A 14,272-nucleotide genomic window follows, 5' to 3' on the forward strand; every position below is an offset into this window, starting at 1 on the left:
AATCTGCGGCAGCGGGGTCTGGAGATCGTGTCGTGTCCGTCGTGCGGGCGGGCGCAGGTGGATGTGTACAAGCTGGCCGAGGAGGTCACGGCGGGTCTGACGGGCATGGAGGTGCCGTTGCGGGTGGCCGTGATGGGGTGTGTGGTGAACGGTCCGGGTGAGGCCCGGGAGGCCGATCTCGGTGTGGCGTCGGGCAACGGCAAGGGGCAGATCTTCGTCAAGGGCGAGGTCATCAAGACCGTTCCCGAGTCGAAGATCGTGGAGACCCTGATCGAGGAGGCCATGAAGCTCGCCGCGCGCATGGAGGCCGAGGGTGTGACCTCGGGCGAACCCGAGGTGTCGGTGGCGGGCTGAGCGGGTCGGTGCGGCACCGGCCGGCGGACACGGCCCGTGGGATCGAGGACGAGGCCCGTCCGGCCCGCAGCGGGAGCCCCGGGGCGGCGGCCCAACGGCGGCAGCGGCAGCGCGCGCGATGCGGCACCGCACAGGCTGCGAAGGTACAGTGCGGAAAACCAGCAGAACCCCTTGTGTGAGGCCCCGCACGTGTTGACGCAGACCACCTCCCGGGTCCTCGAACCGAGCGACCTCGACGCCGCGCTCGCCGTCCTCGACCGCGAGCCGGTCGCGAACGCCTTCGTGGCCTCCCGGGTCCAGGTTGCCGGCCTGGACCCGTGGCGGCTCGGCGGCGAGATGTGGGGCTGGTACGAGGACGGCATGCTGACGTCCCTGTGCTACGCGGGCGCGAACCTGGTCCCCATCTGCGCCACCCCGCGGGCCGTGCGCGCCTTCGCCGACCGCGCCCGCCGGGCCGGGCGCCGCTGCTCGTCCATCGTCGGGCCCGCCGGTCCCACCGCCGAACTGTGGCGGCTGCTGGAGCCCCAGTGGGGCCCCGCCCGCGAGGTCCGCACCCACCAGCCCCTGATGGTCACCGACCGCATGCCCGACGACATCGCCCCGGACCCCTGTCTGCGCCGCGTCCGCAAGGACGAGATGGAGACGATCATGCCGGCGTGCGTGGCGATGTTCACCGAGGAGGTCGGTGTCTCCCCGCTGGCCGGCGACGGCGGACTGCTCTACCAGGCCAGGGTCGCCGAACTCGTCGGCGCGGGCCGCTCCTTCGCCCGGTTCGACGACGACGGCAAGGTGGTCTTCAAGGCCGAGATCGGCGCCGCGACCGACCGCGCCTGCCAGATCCAGGGCGTCTGGGTCGCCCCCGAGTACCGGGGGAAGGGGTACGCGGCCCCCGGCATGGCCGCCGTCCTGGCCTACGCCCTCGCGGACGTCGCCCCCGTGGTCAGCCTCTACGTCAACGACTTCAACACGGCCGCCCGCAGGACGTACGAGCGCGTCGGCTTCCGGGAGGTCGGAGCCTTCATGAGCGTCCTGTTCTGAGGCCACACCACGGGGACCGGCCCGGGCCCGGCCGGTCCCGGCGCCGTCCTCCCGACCCGCGGTGGCGCCCTGTAGTCTCCCGGCATGCTGCGCTTTCCCGGGCACGGACGCTCGCATCCCGACGACATCGTGATCGCGCCCCTCGACCTCGCCGCCCGCGTCGACGAGGCGCTGACGGTGCAGGCCGTGGCGTTCGGGCTCGGGCCGGACGAGGTGGCCGTGCGGCGACAGATCGTGCTGCGGCACTGGACCTTCCCCGGCGCCCGGGCCTTCGGCGCCACCACGGCCGACGACCACCTCGTCGGGTTCGTCTACGGCATGCCCAACGACCGCGCCCACTGGTGGTCCACCGTCGTCGAGCCCTATCTGCGTGCCCAGGGCCACGACGACTGGCTCGACGACTCGTTCGTCATCACCGAGCTGCACGTGCACCCGGGCCACCAGAAGCGCGGGATCGGCCGCGCCCTGATCACCACGATCACCGACGGTGCCGACGAGCCCCGTTCGATCCTCTCCGCGATCGACGTCGAGAGCCCCGCCCGCGGCCTGTACCGCTCCCTCGGCTACCGGGACCTCGCGCGCCAGGTCCACTTCCCCAGCGCCCCCAAGCCCTACGCCGTCATGGGCGCTCCCCTGCCACTCCGTCGCGCATAACCGATTTCCGCCGTCCCGCGCCGCCCGGCTAACCTCCTGTCATCACCCAGACGCAGCAGGAGTACGAGAACCATGGCGAACGCACCGGTCCAGCGCATGTCCCAGTTGATGGCCAAGACGTTGCGCGACGACCCGGCGGACGCCGAGGTCCTCAGCCACAAGCTGCTGGTCCGCGCCGGCTACGTGCGTCGCACCGCGGCAGGCATCTGGTCCTGGCTGCCGCTCGGCAAGAAGGTCCTCGCCAACGTGGAGCGCATCGTCCGTGAGGAGATGGACGCCATCGGCGCCCAGGAGGTGCTCCTCCCCGCGGTCCTGCCGAGGGAGCCGTACGACGCGACCGGCCGCTGGGACGAGTACGGCCCCGAGCTGTTCCGCCTCAAGGACCGCAAGGGCGGCGACTACCTGCTCGGCCCGACCCACGAGGAGATCTTCACCCTCCTGGTGAAGGACCAGGCGTCCTCCTACAAGGACCTGCCGGTCATCCTCTACCAGATCCAGAACAAGTACCGTGACGAGGCCCGTCCGCGGGCCGGCATCCTGCGCGGCCGCGAGTTCCTCATGAAGGACTCGTACTCCTTCGACACCGAGGACGAGGGCCTGGCCCGGTCGTACGCCCTGCACCGCGAGGCGTACCAGCGCATCTTCGAGCGCCTCGGCCTCGACTACCGCATCTGCGCGGCCACCGCCGGCGCCATGGGCGGCTCCAAGTCGGAGGAGTTCCTCGCCCCGGCGGAGGCCGGCGAGGACACCTTCGCGGACTGCCCGAACTGCGACTTCGCGGCCAACACCGAGGCGATCACGTACGAGCTGAAGCCGGTCGACGGCTCCGACGTGCCTGCCGCCGAGGACATCCCGACCCCGGACACCCCCACCATCGAGACCCTGGCCGCCTCCCTCGGCGTCCCGGCCTCGGCCACGCTGAAGAACCTCCTCGTCAAGGTCGACGGCGAGATCGTGGCCGTGGGCGTGCCCGGCGACCGCGAGGTCGACATGGACAAGGTCGAGGCGCACTTCGCCCCGGCGGTCGTCGAGATGGTCACCGAGGACGACTTCGCCGCCCGGCCCGACCTGGTCCGCGGCTACGTCGGCCCGCAGGGCCTGCCCAAGGTGAAGTACGTCGCCGACCCCCGCGTCGCACCCGGAACCGCCTGGATCACCGGCGCCAACAAGGCCGACACGCACGCCAAGAACGTCGTCGCCGGGCGGGACTTCGAGGTCGACGCCTACGTGGACGTCGTCGTGGTGCAGGAGGGCGACCCCTGCCCCAGGTGCGGCACCGGCCTGAAGCTGGACCGCGCCATCGAGATCGGCCACATCTTCCAGCTGGGCCGCAAGTACACCGACGCCCTGAAGCTCGACGTCCTCGGCCAGAACGGCAAGCCGGTCCGCGTCACCATGGGCTCCTACGGCATCGGCGTCTCCCGCGCGGTGGCGGCGCTCGCCGAGCAGCACGCCGACGACAAGGGCCTCGTCTGGTCCAAGGAGGTCGCCCCGGCCGACGTGCACGTGGTCGCCGCCGGCAAGGCCCTCCAGACCGAGCTCGCCCTCGACGTCTCCGGCAGGCTCGCCGCCGCCGGCGTCCGCGTCCTGGTCGACGACCGGGCCGGCGTCTCGCCGGGCGTGAAGTTCACCGACGCGGAGCTCATCGGCGTCCCGCAGATCCTGGTCGCCGGCCGCCGCGCCGCCGAGGGCGTCGTGGAACTGAAGGACCGCCGCACCGGCGAACGGGAGGAACTGACCGTGGAGGAAGCGATCACCCGCCTCACGGCGTAACCCACCGAGCCGCACAGCACGGCCCCACCACCGCCCGGACACCCCTACGGGGAACGGCCGGGCGGCGCTTCCCGAGGGGTGTCGGCGGGATGGCGTGTGGCCCGCTGTCCGGTGGGTGTGCGCGACGGTGCCCGGGCGGTGCTCCGTATGGTGCGGGGCGGCGCCCTTGCCCCGCGTGCTGTGGGGCGGGGCTGCGCGGGTGGTGCTCGCGGGCGCCTTCTGGGGATGTTCTCGCGCCCATGGGCCGGCGCGGTCCCCGACACCCTGCTCTCGCCACCGCGCTCCCGGCAGCCCCACACAGAACGAGCGGGTGCAAGGCCGGCGGATCGCGGCGCGGCGCGGTCGCGGACTCCGGCGGATCCGGGTACGGCGCCGTGCGCCCATGCCGTCGGCGGTGGCGCTCGCGTCGTGGCGGGTGCGCCGCCCGGACGTGCGCGTGATCGGGTCCCGGACCCGCTGCTGCGCGGCTGCACACCTTCCTGCACCGCATCTTGGAGCGGCGTCTGTGCGCTGCTGCTCCGGGTCCTCCGAATGTGCGGCCTGCGCTCGCTGCCCGCGCGGTGGGCCCCGGGGGCTCCCCGAGGGGCGCATCCGCGCTGCCCTGGGGCGCGGTGTCCCGGGCGGTGCTCCCCGTACTCGACCCCCGCTGCACACCCGGCGCCCTGCCTGCCTGAGCGGTGACCACGCCCCCTGTCCTGCTCAGCCCCCCCGAGCGTGCTGCCCGGCGGTCCCTCCTGCGGCACGCGGCTCGGGCGGGCACCGCGGCGGGTTGCTGGCCGGGGCTGCACGGCGTCGCAGAGCTGCCACGAGCGTCGCGGCGGGCGCTGCCTCGTCGCGCTCTCGACAGAGACCGCGCGGTGTGACCGGGAACCGTACCCGCGAACCACTGCCGAGCCCGGCCGACGGGCACGGCGGCCCCTGCGACAGGCGGGGCCGCACCCGTACGGCCCCTGTGGAGGATCCGCGGGCGGCTCTCGTGGCGCCCTGCTCCGCCTTCTCGCGGGACGCTGCCCGGACCGGCCGCAGCGCCGCCGCCGGCAGGGCCTGCCGGTCTTCGTCCGCGCGGCCGTGATCCTGACCGTCCGGCTGCACGCCCCCTGCCGCGGCACTGGCCGCGGGCCGGGACACCGCGCGGACTCCTGCCCTCCTGCCCACCGGCCCCGGCGGACCCCCGCGGGGTCAGAGCCAGCCGGCGAACTCCAGGAGGAGTTCCGCGTCCCGCTCACGGCCCACCCGGCGGGCCCTCACCCCCGACTCCACCGCCCGGAACAGGGTCCAGCCGCGCAGGCGGTCCTGGTCGACCTCCAGGGACTCCGCGAGGCGCTTCACCCGGCGCCGGGTCGTCGCCGCGCCCGACGGCTGGGCGATGAGGTCCTCCACGCGGTCGCGGACCAGCCGGGCCAGATCGAACGCGCACTCGCCGACCACCGGGTCCGGACCCACCGCCAGCCACGGCATCCGCTCCCCGGCGAGCACCTTGCTCTGCCGGAACGTCCCGTGGAGCAGCAGGTGTTCCGGCGGCGCGGCCACCAGCTCGGCGCGTGCCGCCAGCGCCGCCGCCACCAGCGGCCCCACCTCCGGGTCCCGCCCGGCGCTCGCCCGCATCGCTGCCGCCTGCCGCCCGGTCCGCTCGGCCACCGTCTCGAAGACCTGGTCACCGGGCGGTTCCACCCACAGCCGCCGCAGCGTCCCCGCCGCCTCCAGCAGGGCCTTCGCCTCCGGCAGCGACCGCACCGACACGTCCGGATGCAGTCGCTCCAGCAGCAGCACACCCTCCGCGGTGAACGGCTCCAGCAGCTGCACGGCGCCCCGTCCTGCCCAGTGGGCCAGAGCCGCCCGCTCGCTCTCCGGGCGGGCCCGGCGCGGGGCCAGCTTCAGCACCGCGGGCGTGCCGTCGGGCGTCCGGACCAGCACCACCAGGCTGCTGCGGCCCCCGGGCACCTGCACCCGCTCCACGGCCAGTTCGCGCAGCGCGGCGGCCTCCCGCACCACCTCGGGCAGCTTCTCCAGCCAGTCGTCACCGTCCGGAGCCGTCTCACCGAGCGCCCTCACCAGACGCTGCGGCGGTTCGAAAACCATGCCCGAGTCGTTCCCTTCGTGCTGTACGCGGTGCCTGCCGCCCCCGTCACGCCGTCGGCGCCGCAGTCCCGGACGCCGCTCCGGCCCGCTCGGCGAGCCCAGGGAAGGCTACGCTCTCGCCGCGCCAGCGCACCGCCCGCACCGCCGCCTCCCGCAGCGCCCCCGCGGCCGTCCCGCGCCGCTCCCCGCCGCTCGAGCGCACCAGGTCGGAGTAGACCCCGGCCACCCGGTCCTCCAGCTCCGCGGCCAGCCGCACCGCCGCGGCCGGATCGGGCACCGGGAAGGGCAGCGCGTAGGCAGCCGCCGCGGCGACCGGCTCGCCGCCCGCGTCCCGCACCTCCCGCACCAGCGCGTCCCGGCGTGCCCGGTGGGCGTCGTACGCCGTCCGCGCCTCCGCGCGCCGCTCCTCGCCGATCCGGCCGCCGACCACCCCGTAGCCGTACACCGCCGCGTGCTCGGCCGCCAACGCAGCTTGGAGGGCCCGCAGTTCGCGTTCCTTCGCCTCGTCCATCCGTCAGCCCTCCGTCAGCAGGTACACGTGCGCCGCACCGGCCGCCACGACCGAGGCCAGCAGCCGGGCCAGCTCGCCCGGCGCCTCCAGCAGCGCCCTGCCGCGCCACTCGGCGACCTCCCGCTCGGCGGCGGCCAGCGCCGCGAGGGCGTCCTTCTCCTTCGGCGGCACGGTGGGCACCGTCGCGCCGGGCGACTTGGACGGCGACGGTGCCGCCCCGATGGCCGGCGCGCTCGACGACGCCGGCGCGGAGTCACCGAACGCCTCCGCGTGCCGGACGCTCGCCGCGCGCAGCGGACGCAGCCGATCCGCCAGCTTCGGATGCGCGGCGATCACCGCGTCGTAGTGCTCGACCAGCCCCCGGCTGTCCCGCGCCGCCCGCGCACGGGCCCGGTCGGCGGCCGAGGGACGGCTGCCGCCGACGGCGGCGGAATCCCCGTCCGGGGCGGAGCAGCCCGCCGCGAGCAGGGCCGCGGGGGCGACGGCGAGCAGACTCCTTCGGGGCGGCCCCGAACGGGCGCGCGGAGACGGGGGGAACGGCACGGCAGACGTCCTCGGGGGCTCGTACGAACGTGGCGACGCGAAGCTGGGCCCCAGGCCCGTGATCACGGTACCCGGGGACCCGTCCGGCGGCGGTCAGCGGCACCCTGCGTGACCGGGTGGAGGCACCACCCTCCGCGACCGGATACGCTTTGACCAGACACGCGCCCCATCCCACAACAGCACACGCGGCCGAGGAGTCACCCGGATGAGCACCACCCAGAGCGAGAGGCTGCGAGAACTTCTGGAACCGCTCGTCAGCTCACAGGGCCTCGATCTCGAGGAGATCGCCGTGGACGCGGTCGGCCGCAAGCGTGTGCTGCGCGTCGTCGTCGACTCGGACACCGGTGCGGACCTGGACCGCATCGCCGACGTGAGCCGCACGCTCTCGGCCAAGCTCGACGAGACGGACGCGATGGGCAGCGGGGAGTACACCCTCGAGGTCGGAACCCCGGGCGCGGAGCGCCTCCTCACCGAACGCCGGCACTACGTGCGCGCCACGGGCCGCCTGGTGAAGTTCCAGCTGACCGAGGGCGGCGAACTGGTCGCCAGGATCCTGGACGTCGACGACGACGGTCTCGGCGTCGAGGTGCCCGGGGTCAAGGGCCGCAAGGCCACCGCACGCAGACTCGCCTTCGACGACATCACCAGGGCGCGCGTCCAGGTCGAGTTCAGCCGCAAGGACGACACGTCCGGGAAGACGTCCGCCGAGCAGGACGACAAGAAGGAAGAGGAGGCGTAGCCGTGGACATCGACATGAGTGCCCTGCGGGGTTTGGTACGGGAGAAGGAGATCTCCTTCGACCTGCTGGTCGAGGCGATCGAAGCGGCCCTCCTCATCGCCTACCACCGCACCGAGGGAAGCCGCCGGCACGCGCGCGTGGAGCTCAACCGGGAGACCGGACATGTGACCGTGTGGGCGAAGGAGGACCCCGAGGACCTCGAGGAGGGCCAGGAGCCCCGCGAGTTCGACGACACCCCGTCCGGCTTCGGCCGCATCGCCGCGACCACGGCCAAGCAGGTCATCCTCCAGCGTCTGCGCGACGCCGAGGACGACGCGACGCTCGGCGAGTACGCCGGCCGTGAGGGCGACATCGTCACCGGCGTGGTCCAGCAGGGCCGCGACCCGAAGAACGTGCTCGTCGACATCGGCAAGCTGGAGGCCATCCTCCCGGTGCAGGAGCAGGTGCCGGGCGAGACCTACCCGCACGGCATGCGGCTGCGGTCGTACGTCGTCCGGGTGGCGAAGGGCGTACGAGGTCCCTCGGTCACCCTTTCGCGTACCCACCCCAATCTGGTGAAGAAGCTGTTCGCCCTGGAGGTGCCCGAGATCGCCGACGGCTCGGTGGAGATCGCCGCGATCGCCCGTGAGGCCGGCCACCGCACCAAGATCGCCGTCCGGTCCACCCGGTCCGGACTGAACGCCAAGGGCGCCTGCATCGGCCCCATGGGCGGCCGTGTGCGCAACGTCATGGCCGAGCTCAACGGCGAGAAGATCGACATCGTCGACTGGTCCGACGACCCGGCCGACATGGTGGCGAACGCGCTGTCGCCGGCCCGGGTGTCAAAGGTCGAGATCGTCGACATGGCGGCCCGCTCGGCGCGGGTGACCGTGCCGGACTACCAGCTGTCCCTGGCGATCGGCAAGGAGGGCCAGAACGCCCGCCTGGCGGCCCGTCTGACCGGCTGGAGGATCGACATCCGGCCGGACACCGAGCAGGCCGGGGAATAGTTCCGAGCCGCGGGTCGCTGAGATCACGACAGGTTTGTGCGCGGCAACTGTTCGATTCTTGCCCCAAAGGGGTGAGGCCCGTCCGGGGAGGTAGACTGAGAAGTGTCTGGCCGGACACGTACCCGCGCACGCCCTGAGCGCACCTGCGTGGGGTGCCGGGAGCGAGCGGTCAAGAACGAGCTGCTGCGCATCGTGGCGGTCGAGGACGCATGCGTCCCCGATCCTCGCGGTACGCTGCCCGGCCGGGGTGCCTACGTGCACCCCGCCCCGGTCTGTCTCGACCAGGCGGTGCGCCGCAGGGCGCTCCCGCGGGCGCTCCGCGTCCCGGGACCGCTCGATGTAAACGCGTTGCGCGGCTACGTCGAGCAGGCACAAGGTTGCTGAAGGCAACACGGTAGGAAACGTGCCGTACGGAACCCCCCGTGCGGTCTGGTACCTCGCGAGTCGAAAGCAGGTCGAGATTGCGATGAGCACTCGATGAGTACGCGATGAGTACGCCCATGAACTAGCGACGGTCCGGCCGCAACCCGGACCTCAAAGGAGCGAAGTGGCTAAGGTCCGGGTCTACGAACTCGCCAAGGAGTTCGGTGTCGAGAGCAAGGTCGTCATGGCCAAGCTCCAGGAACTCGGTGAATTCGTCCGTTCGGCGTCTTCGACCATCGAAGCGCCCGTAGTACGCAAACTGACTGACGCCTTCCAGCAGGGCGGTGGCAACGGCAAGTCGGCCGCGAAGCCCGCCGCCCCCCGGAAGGCCGCCCCCCGTCCCGCCGCGCCGTCTCCGGCGCAGGCCGGGGGTGCCTCCCGCGCCGTCCCGGCAGCCGGGGAGCGTCCGGCTGCTCCGAAGCCGTCGGCCGCGCCCAGGCCCGCGGCGGCGCAGCAGCCCGCGGCTCCCTCGGCGCCCGCACCGGCGGCTCCGGGTCCGCGTCCGACGCCGGGCCCGCGCCCCGCGCCGCGTCCGGCCCCCGCAGCCCCCGAGTTCCAGGCCCCGCCTGCCGCTCCGGCCGCTCCGTCCGGGCCGAAGCCCGGCGGTGCCCGTCCCGGCGCTCCCAAGCCCGGCGGTCGTCCCGCCGGTCAGGGCCAGCAGGGCGGCCAGGGCCGTCCGGCCGGCCAGGGCCAGCGTCCCGGCGGCGCCGGTGCGCGTCCGGGTGCCCGTCCGGCCGGTCCGCGTCCGGGCAACAACCCCTTCACCTCCGGTGGCTCCACCGGCATGGCCCGTCCGCAGGCGCCCCGCCCGCAGGGCGCGCGTCCCGGCGGTCCCGGTGCCGGCCCCCGTCCCCAGGCGCCCGGCGCCCAGGGCGGTGGTCCGCGTCCGCAGGCTCCGGGCGGTCCGCGCCCGACCCCGGGCGCGATGCCGCGTCCGCAGGGCGGTCCCCGTCCCGGCGGCGGCCCCGGCGGCCCGCGTCCGAACCCCGGCATGATGCCGCAGCGTCCCGCTGCCGGCCCGCGCCCGGGTCCCGGCGGCGGCCGTGGTCCGGCCGGTGCCGGCCGTCCCGGCGGTGCCGGTCGTCCCGGTGGCGGCGGCGGCTTCGCCGGTCGTCCCGGCGGCGGTGGCGGTGCGGGTCGTCCCGGTGGTGGCGGCGGCTTCGCCGGTCGTCCCGGTGGTGGCGGCGGCTTCGGTGGTGGCGGCGCCGGCCGTCCCGGCTTCGGTGGCCGTCCCGGCGGTCCCGGTGGCCGCGGTGGCACGCAGGGCGCCTTCGGCCGTCCCGGCGGTCCCGCGCGCCGTGGCCGCAAGTCGAAGCGGCAGAGGCGCCAGGAGTACGAGGCCATGCAGGCCCCGTCGGTCGGCGGTGTGATGCTGCCTCGCGGCAACGGCGAGACCATTCGCCTGTCGCGCGGTGCCTCGCTCACCGACTTCGCGGAGAAGATCAACGCCAACCCGGCGTCGCTCGTCGCGGTCATGATGAACCTCGGCGAGATGGTCACCGCGACGCAGTCCGTCTCGGACGAGACGCTCCAGCTCCTCGCGGACGAGATGAACTACACGGTTCAGATCGTCAGCCCGGAGGAGGAGGACCGCGAGCTGCTCGAGTCCTTCGACCTGGAGTTCGGCGAGGACGAGGGCGACGAGGAGGACCTGGTGGTCCGCCCGCCGGTCGTCACCGTCATGGGTCACGTCGACCACGGAAAGACCCGACTGCTCGACGCCATCCGCAAGACGAACGTCATCGCGGGCGAGGCCGGCGGCATCACCCAGCACATCGGTGCCTACCAGGTCACGACCGAGGTCAACGAAGAGGATCGCAAGATCACCTTCATCGACACCCCGGGTCACGAGGCGTTCACCGCCATGCGTGCCCGTGGTGCGAAGTCGACCGACATCGCGATCCTGGTCGTCGCGGCCAACGACGGCGTCATGCCGCAGACGGTCGAGGCGCTCAACCACGCCAAGGCGGCCGACGTCCCGATCGTCGTCGCGGTCAACAAGATCGACGTCGAGGGCGCGGACCCGACCAAGGTGCGCGGTCAGCTGACCGAGTACGGCCTGGTGGCCGAGGAGTACGGCGGCGACACGATGTTCGTCGACATCTCCGCCAAGCAGGGTCTGCACATCGACAGCCTTCTCGAGGCCGTCATCCTCACCGCCGACGCCTCGCTCGACCTGCGGGCCAACCCGACGCAGGACGCGCAGGGCATCTCGATCGAGTCCCGGCTCGACCGCGGCCGCGGTGCTGTGGCGACGGTCCTCGTCCAGCGAGGCACGCTGCGGGTCGGCGACACGATGGTGGTGGGCGACGCCTACGGCCGCGTGCGCGCCATGCTCGACGACAACGGCAACAACGTCGCCGAGGCGGGCCCGTCGACGCCGGTCCAGGTCCTGGGTCTGACCAACGTCCCGGGTGCGGGCGACAACTTCATCGTCGTCGACGAGGACCGTACGGCCCGTCAGATCGCCGAGAAGCGTGCCGCCCGTGAGCGCAACGCCGCGTTCGCCAAGCGCACGCGCCGCGTGTCGCTCGAGGACCTGGACAAGGTGCTCAAGGCCGGCGAGATCCAGCAGCTGAACCTGATCATCAAGGGTGACGCTTCCGGTTCGGTCGAGGCCCTCGAGTCCTCGCTGCTCCAGCTGGACGTCGGCGAAGAGGTCGACATCCGCGTCCTGCACCGCGGCGTCGGTGCGGTCACGGAGTCCGACATCGACCTGGCGATGGGCTCGGACGCCATCGTGATCGGCTTCAACGTGCGCGCCGCCGGGCGGGCACAGCAGATGGCCGAGCGCGAGGGCGTGGACGTCCGCTACTACTCGGTCATCTACCAGGCGATCGAGGAGATCGAGGCGGCCCTCAAGGGCATGCTCAAGCCGGAGTACGAGGAGGTCGAGCTCGGTACGGCGGAGATCCGCGAGGTCTTCAAGTCGTCCAAGCTGGGCAACATCGCGGGTGTGCTCATCCGCTCCGGCGAGGTCAGGCGGAACACCAAGGCCCGCCTCATCCGCGACGGCAAGGTGGTCGCGGAGAACCTCAACATCGAGGGTCTGCGTCGCTTCAAGGACGACGTCACCGAGATCCGCGAAGGCTTCGAGGGCGGTATCAACCTCGGAAACTTCAACGACATCAAGGTCGACGACGTCATCGCGACGTACGAGATGCGCGAGAAGCCGCGGGCGTAACGGCCCACGGTTCCAGTGCCGGCCGGCGGGAAGGAGTTCCCGCCGGCCGGCCGTGCCGTGCTCCGAGGGCCCGCCCCCGGACCCCCGGAAAGAATCGCGTCGAGCCGCGCGCTCGTTCGATGTACCTTTCTTGATGTCCCCGCCGACGTGAGTGGCGGGGCCATCGATCCCGTACCGGCGGGTGAACCGGATTCACACATGTATGTGGGGACACTGTCCTTCGACCTCCTCCTCGGCGACGTGCGGTCGCTGAAGGAGAAGCGCTCCGTCGTCCGCCCGATCGTCGCCGAGCTCCAGCGCAAGTACGCGGTGAGCGCGGCCGAGGTGGATCACATGGACCTCCATCGCAGGGCGGTCATCGGCCTGGCGATGGTCTCCGGCGACGCGGGGCACCTGTCCGAGGTGCTGGACCGGTGCGAGCGGCTGGTCGCCGGGCGCCCCGAGGTGGAGCTGCTGTCCGTCAGGCGGCGCTTCCACGGCGAAGACGACTGACGACCCAGGCTCCGACAACGCAGACAGGAAAGAACGGGAGACGGACCAGTGGCCGACAACGCGCGGGCGAAAAGGCTGGCGGACCTCATCCGAGAGGTGGTGGCCCAGAAGCTGCAGCGCGGGATCAAGGACCCGCGGCTCGGCTCGCACGTCACCATCACGGACACCCGGGTGACGGGTGACCTTCGGGAGGCGACCGTCTTCTACACGGTGTACGGGGACGACGAGGAGCGCAAGGCCGCCGCCGCCGGCCTGGAGAGCGCCAAGGGCATCCTGCGCTCCGAGGTGGGCCGGGCGGCGGGCGTGAAGTTCACGCCGACCCTGACCTTCGTCATGGACGCCCTGCCGGACACCGCGCGCACCATCGAGGACCTCCTCGACAAGGCGCGCCAGTCCGACGCCAAGGTGCGCGAGGCCTCCGCAGGCGCCGCGTACGCCGGTGACGCCGACCCGTACCGCAAGCCGGGCGACGACGAGACGGACGACACCGCCGAATGACGCAGAAGCACATCACGCCCGACGGCCTCGTCATCGTCGACAAGCCGTCGGGCTTCACTTCGCACGACGTGGTCGCCAAGATGCGCGGCATCGCGCGCACCCGCCGCGTCGGGCACGCCGGCACCCTCGACCCGATGGCGACCGGTGTCCTGGTCCTCGGCGTCGAGAAGGCGACCAAGCTCCTCGGCCACCTCGCGCTGACGGAGAAGGAGTACCTGGGCACCGTCCGGCTCGGGCAGACGACCCTCACGGACGACGCCGAGGGGGAGACCACGAGCTCCACGGACGCCTCCGGGGTCACCCGCGAGGCCGTCGACGCCGCGATCGCCAAGCTGACCGGCGACATCATGCAGGTGCCGTCCAAGGTCAGCGCCATCAAGATCAACGGCGTGCGCTCCTACAAGCGGGCGCGTGACGGCGAGGACTTCGACATCCCCGCCCGGCCGGTCACCGTCTCGTCGTTCTCCGTGCACGACGTGCGCGGCGGTGTCGCAGAGGACGGGACCCCCGTGCTCGACCTGGTGGTGTCCGTCGTCTGCTCCTCCGGCACCTACATCCGGGCCCTGGCCCGGGATTTGGGCGCCGATCTCGGGGTCGGGGGTCATCTGACCGCGCTGCGCCGCACCCGTGTCGGCCCGTACAAGCTGGAATCCGCGCGGACCCTGGACCAGCTCCAGCGGGAACTGACCGTGATGCCGATCGCCGAGGCTGCCGCGGCCGCCTTCCCGCGCTGGGACGTCGACGCCAGACGGGCCCGGCTGCTCACCAACGGGGTGCGGCTGGAGATGCCGGAGGCCTACGCGGGCTCCGGGCCCGTGGCCGTCTTCGATCCCGAGGGGCGGTTCCTGGCGCTGGTGGAGGAGCACCGGGGCAAGGCCAAGAGCCTGGCCGTCTTCGGCTGACCAGCCCGTGGAGCGGCGTCACGGGGATGGCGCAGTGCCGCCGCTCCACGGGTCCCCCTCGGTTCCCCCACCCCTAGGGTCTATCCATCCGAG

14 protein-coding genes are annotated in these 14,272 nt (G+C 72.9%); 11 read left to right on the top strand and 3 right to left on the bottom strand.

Annotated elements, in window-relative coordinates; translation table 11 throughout:
* The 4 genes from ACFYOV_RS32535 to ACFYOV_RS32550 form a co-directional block, all read left to right on the top strand.
* Positions 1-354 (top strand): flavodoxin-dependent (E)-4-hydroxy-3-methylbut-2-enyl-diphosphate synthase (locus tag ACFYOV_RS32535; RefSeq protein WP_389094047.1); only part of this gene is annotated, 354 nt, incomplete at its 5' end.
* 189 nt (positions 355-543) lie between these two features.
* Positions 544-1,392 (top strand): GNAT family N-acetyltransferase, encoded by an 849-nt coding sequence (locus tag ACFYOV_RS32540; protein WP_389094049.1) that lies wholly within the window; start codon positions 544-546, stop codon positions 1,390-1,392.
* Between the two features lie 84 nt (positions 1,393-1,476).
* The gene (locus tag ACFYOV_RS32545) at positions 1,477-2,046 is read left to right on the top strand and encodes a GNAT family N-acetyltransferase (RefSeq protein ID WP_389094051.1); all 570 of its coding nucleotides are present in this window, start codon (positions 1,477-1,479) and stop codon (positions 2,044-2,046) included.
* 72 nt (positions 2,047-2,118) lie between these two features.
* Entirely contained in the window at positions 2,119-3,819 is a 1,701-nt protein-coding gene (locus tag ACFYOV_RS32550; protein WP_389094053.1) for a proline--tRNA ligase, read from the top strand.
* 1,179 nt (positions 3,820-4,998) lie between these two features.
* Here ACFYOV_RS32550 and ACFYOV_RS32555 read toward each other — a convergent pair.
* From ACFYOV_RS32555 to ACFYOV_RS32565, 3 genes are read right to left on the bottom strand one after another with little or no spacing between them, the layout of a single operon-like run.
* A complete protein-coding gene (locus ACFYOV_RS32555) occupies positions 4,999-5,898 on the bottom strand; it encodes an aminoglycoside phosphotransferase family protein (protein WP_389094055.1) in 900 nt (299 codons plus the stop codon).
* Between the two features lie 46 nt (positions 5,899-5,944).
* A complete protein-coding gene (locus ACFYOV_RS32560) occupies positions 5,945-6,409 on the bottom strand; it encodes a ferritin-like domain-containing protein (protein WP_389094057.1) in 465 nt (154 codons plus the stop codon).
* Between the two features lie 3 nt (positions 6,410-6,412).
* The gene (locus ACFYOV_RS32565; RefSeq protein ID WP_389094059.1) at positions 6,413-6,952 is read right to left on the bottom strand and encodes a hypothetical protein; all 540 of its coding nucleotides are present in this window, start codon (positions 6,950-6,952) and stop codon (positions 6,413-6,415) included.
* A 205-nt stretch (positions 6,953-7,157) separates the two neighbouring features.
* On the opposite strand from ACFYOV_RS32565, the gene rimP reads away from it, so the two are divergent.
* The 7 genes from rimP (at position 7,158) to truB (ending at position 14,179) form a co-directional block, all read left to right on the top strand.
* Complete coding sequence (gene rimP, locus ACFYOV_RS32570; RefSeq protein ID WP_389094061.1) at positions 7,158-7,691, top strand: ribosome maturation factor RimP; 534 nt, start codon at positions 7,158-7,160, stop codon at positions 7,689-7,691.
* Positions 7,692-7,693: 2 nt separating this feature from the next.
* The gene (gene nusA, locus ACFYOV_RS32575; RefSeq protein ID WP_389094063.1) at positions 7,694-8,680 is read left to right on the top strand and encodes a transcription termination factor NusA; all 987 of its coding nucleotides are present in this window, start codon (positions 7,694-7,696) and stop codon (positions 8,678-8,680) included.
* Between the two features lie 102 nt (positions 8,681-8,782).
* Positions 8,783-9,064 (top strand): YlxR family protein, encoded by a 282-nt coding sequence (locus ACFYOV_RS32580; protein WP_389094065.1) that lies wholly within the window; start codon positions 8,783-8,785, stop codon positions 9,062-9,064.
* 163 nt (positions 9,065-9,227) lie between these two features.
* Positions 9,228-12,287, top strand: coding sequence for a translation initiation factor IF-2 (infB, locus tag ACFYOV_RS32585; protein WP_389094067.1), 3,060 nt, complete (start codon positions 9,228-9,230; stop codon positions 12,285-12,287).
* 198 nt (positions 12,288-12,485) lie between these two features.
* Positions 12,486-12,779, top strand: coding sequence for a DUF503 domain-containing protein (locus tag ACFYOV_RS32590; RefSeq protein WP_389094069.1), 294 nt, complete (start codon positions 12,486-12,488; stop codon positions 12,777-12,779).
* A 48-nt stretch (positions 12,780-12,827) separates the two neighbouring features.
* Positions 12,828-13,277 carry a 30S ribosome-binding factor RbfA gene (rbfA, locus tag ACFYOV_RS32595; protein WP_344646086.1) on the top strand — a complete coding sequence of 150 codons (450 nt, stop codon included), beginning with the start codon at positions 12,828-12,830 and terminating at the stop codon, positions 13,275-13,277.
* Positions 13,274-14,179 carry a tRNA pseudouridine(55) synthase TruB gene (truB, locus tag ACFYOV_RS32600; protein WP_389094072.1) on the top strand — a complete coding sequence of 302 codons (906 nt, stop codon included), beginning with the start codon at positions 13,274-13,276 and terminating at the stop codon, positions 14,177-14,179. Before rbfA ends, truB begins: the two co-directional genes overlap by 4 nt.
* Positions 14,180-14,272: the final 93 nt, after the last annotated feature.

Origin of the sequence: Streptomyces sp. NPDC005931, from assembly GCF_042871235.1 — a bacterium.
In the GTDB taxonomy this organism is placed as follows: domain Bacteria; phylum Actinomycetota; class Actinomycetes; order Streptomycetales; family Streptomycetaceae; genus Streptomyces.

Coding starts and splice junctions, on each gene's coding strand:
- ACFYOV_RS32545 (WP_389094051.1), top strand. CDS start 1,477: ATGCTGCGCTTTCCCGGGCACGGACGCTCGCATCCCGACGACATCGTG.
- ACFYOV_RS32550 (WP_389094053.1), top strand. CDS start 2,119: ATGGCGAACGCACCGGTCCAGCGCATGTCCCAGTTGATGGCCAAGACG.
- ACFYOV_RS32555 (WP_389094055.1), bottom strand. CDS start 5,898: ATGGTTTTCGAACCGCCGCAGCGTCTGGTGAGGGCGCTCGGTGAGACG.
- ACFYOV_RS32560 (WP_389094057.1), bottom strand. CDS start 6,409: ATGGACGAGGCGAAGGAACGCGAACTGCGGGCCCTCCAAGCTGCGTTG.
- rimP (WP_389094061.1), top strand. CDS start 7,158: ATGAGCACCACCCAGAGCGAGAGGCTGCGAGAACTTCTGGAACCGCTC.
- ACFYOV_RS32590 (WP_389094069.1), top strand. CDS start 12,486: ATGTATGTGGGGACACTGTCCTTCGACCTCCTCCTCGGCGACGTGCGG.
- truB (WP_389094072.1), top strand. CDS start 13,274: ATGACGCAGAAGCACATCACGCCCGACGGCCTCGTCATCGTCGACAAG.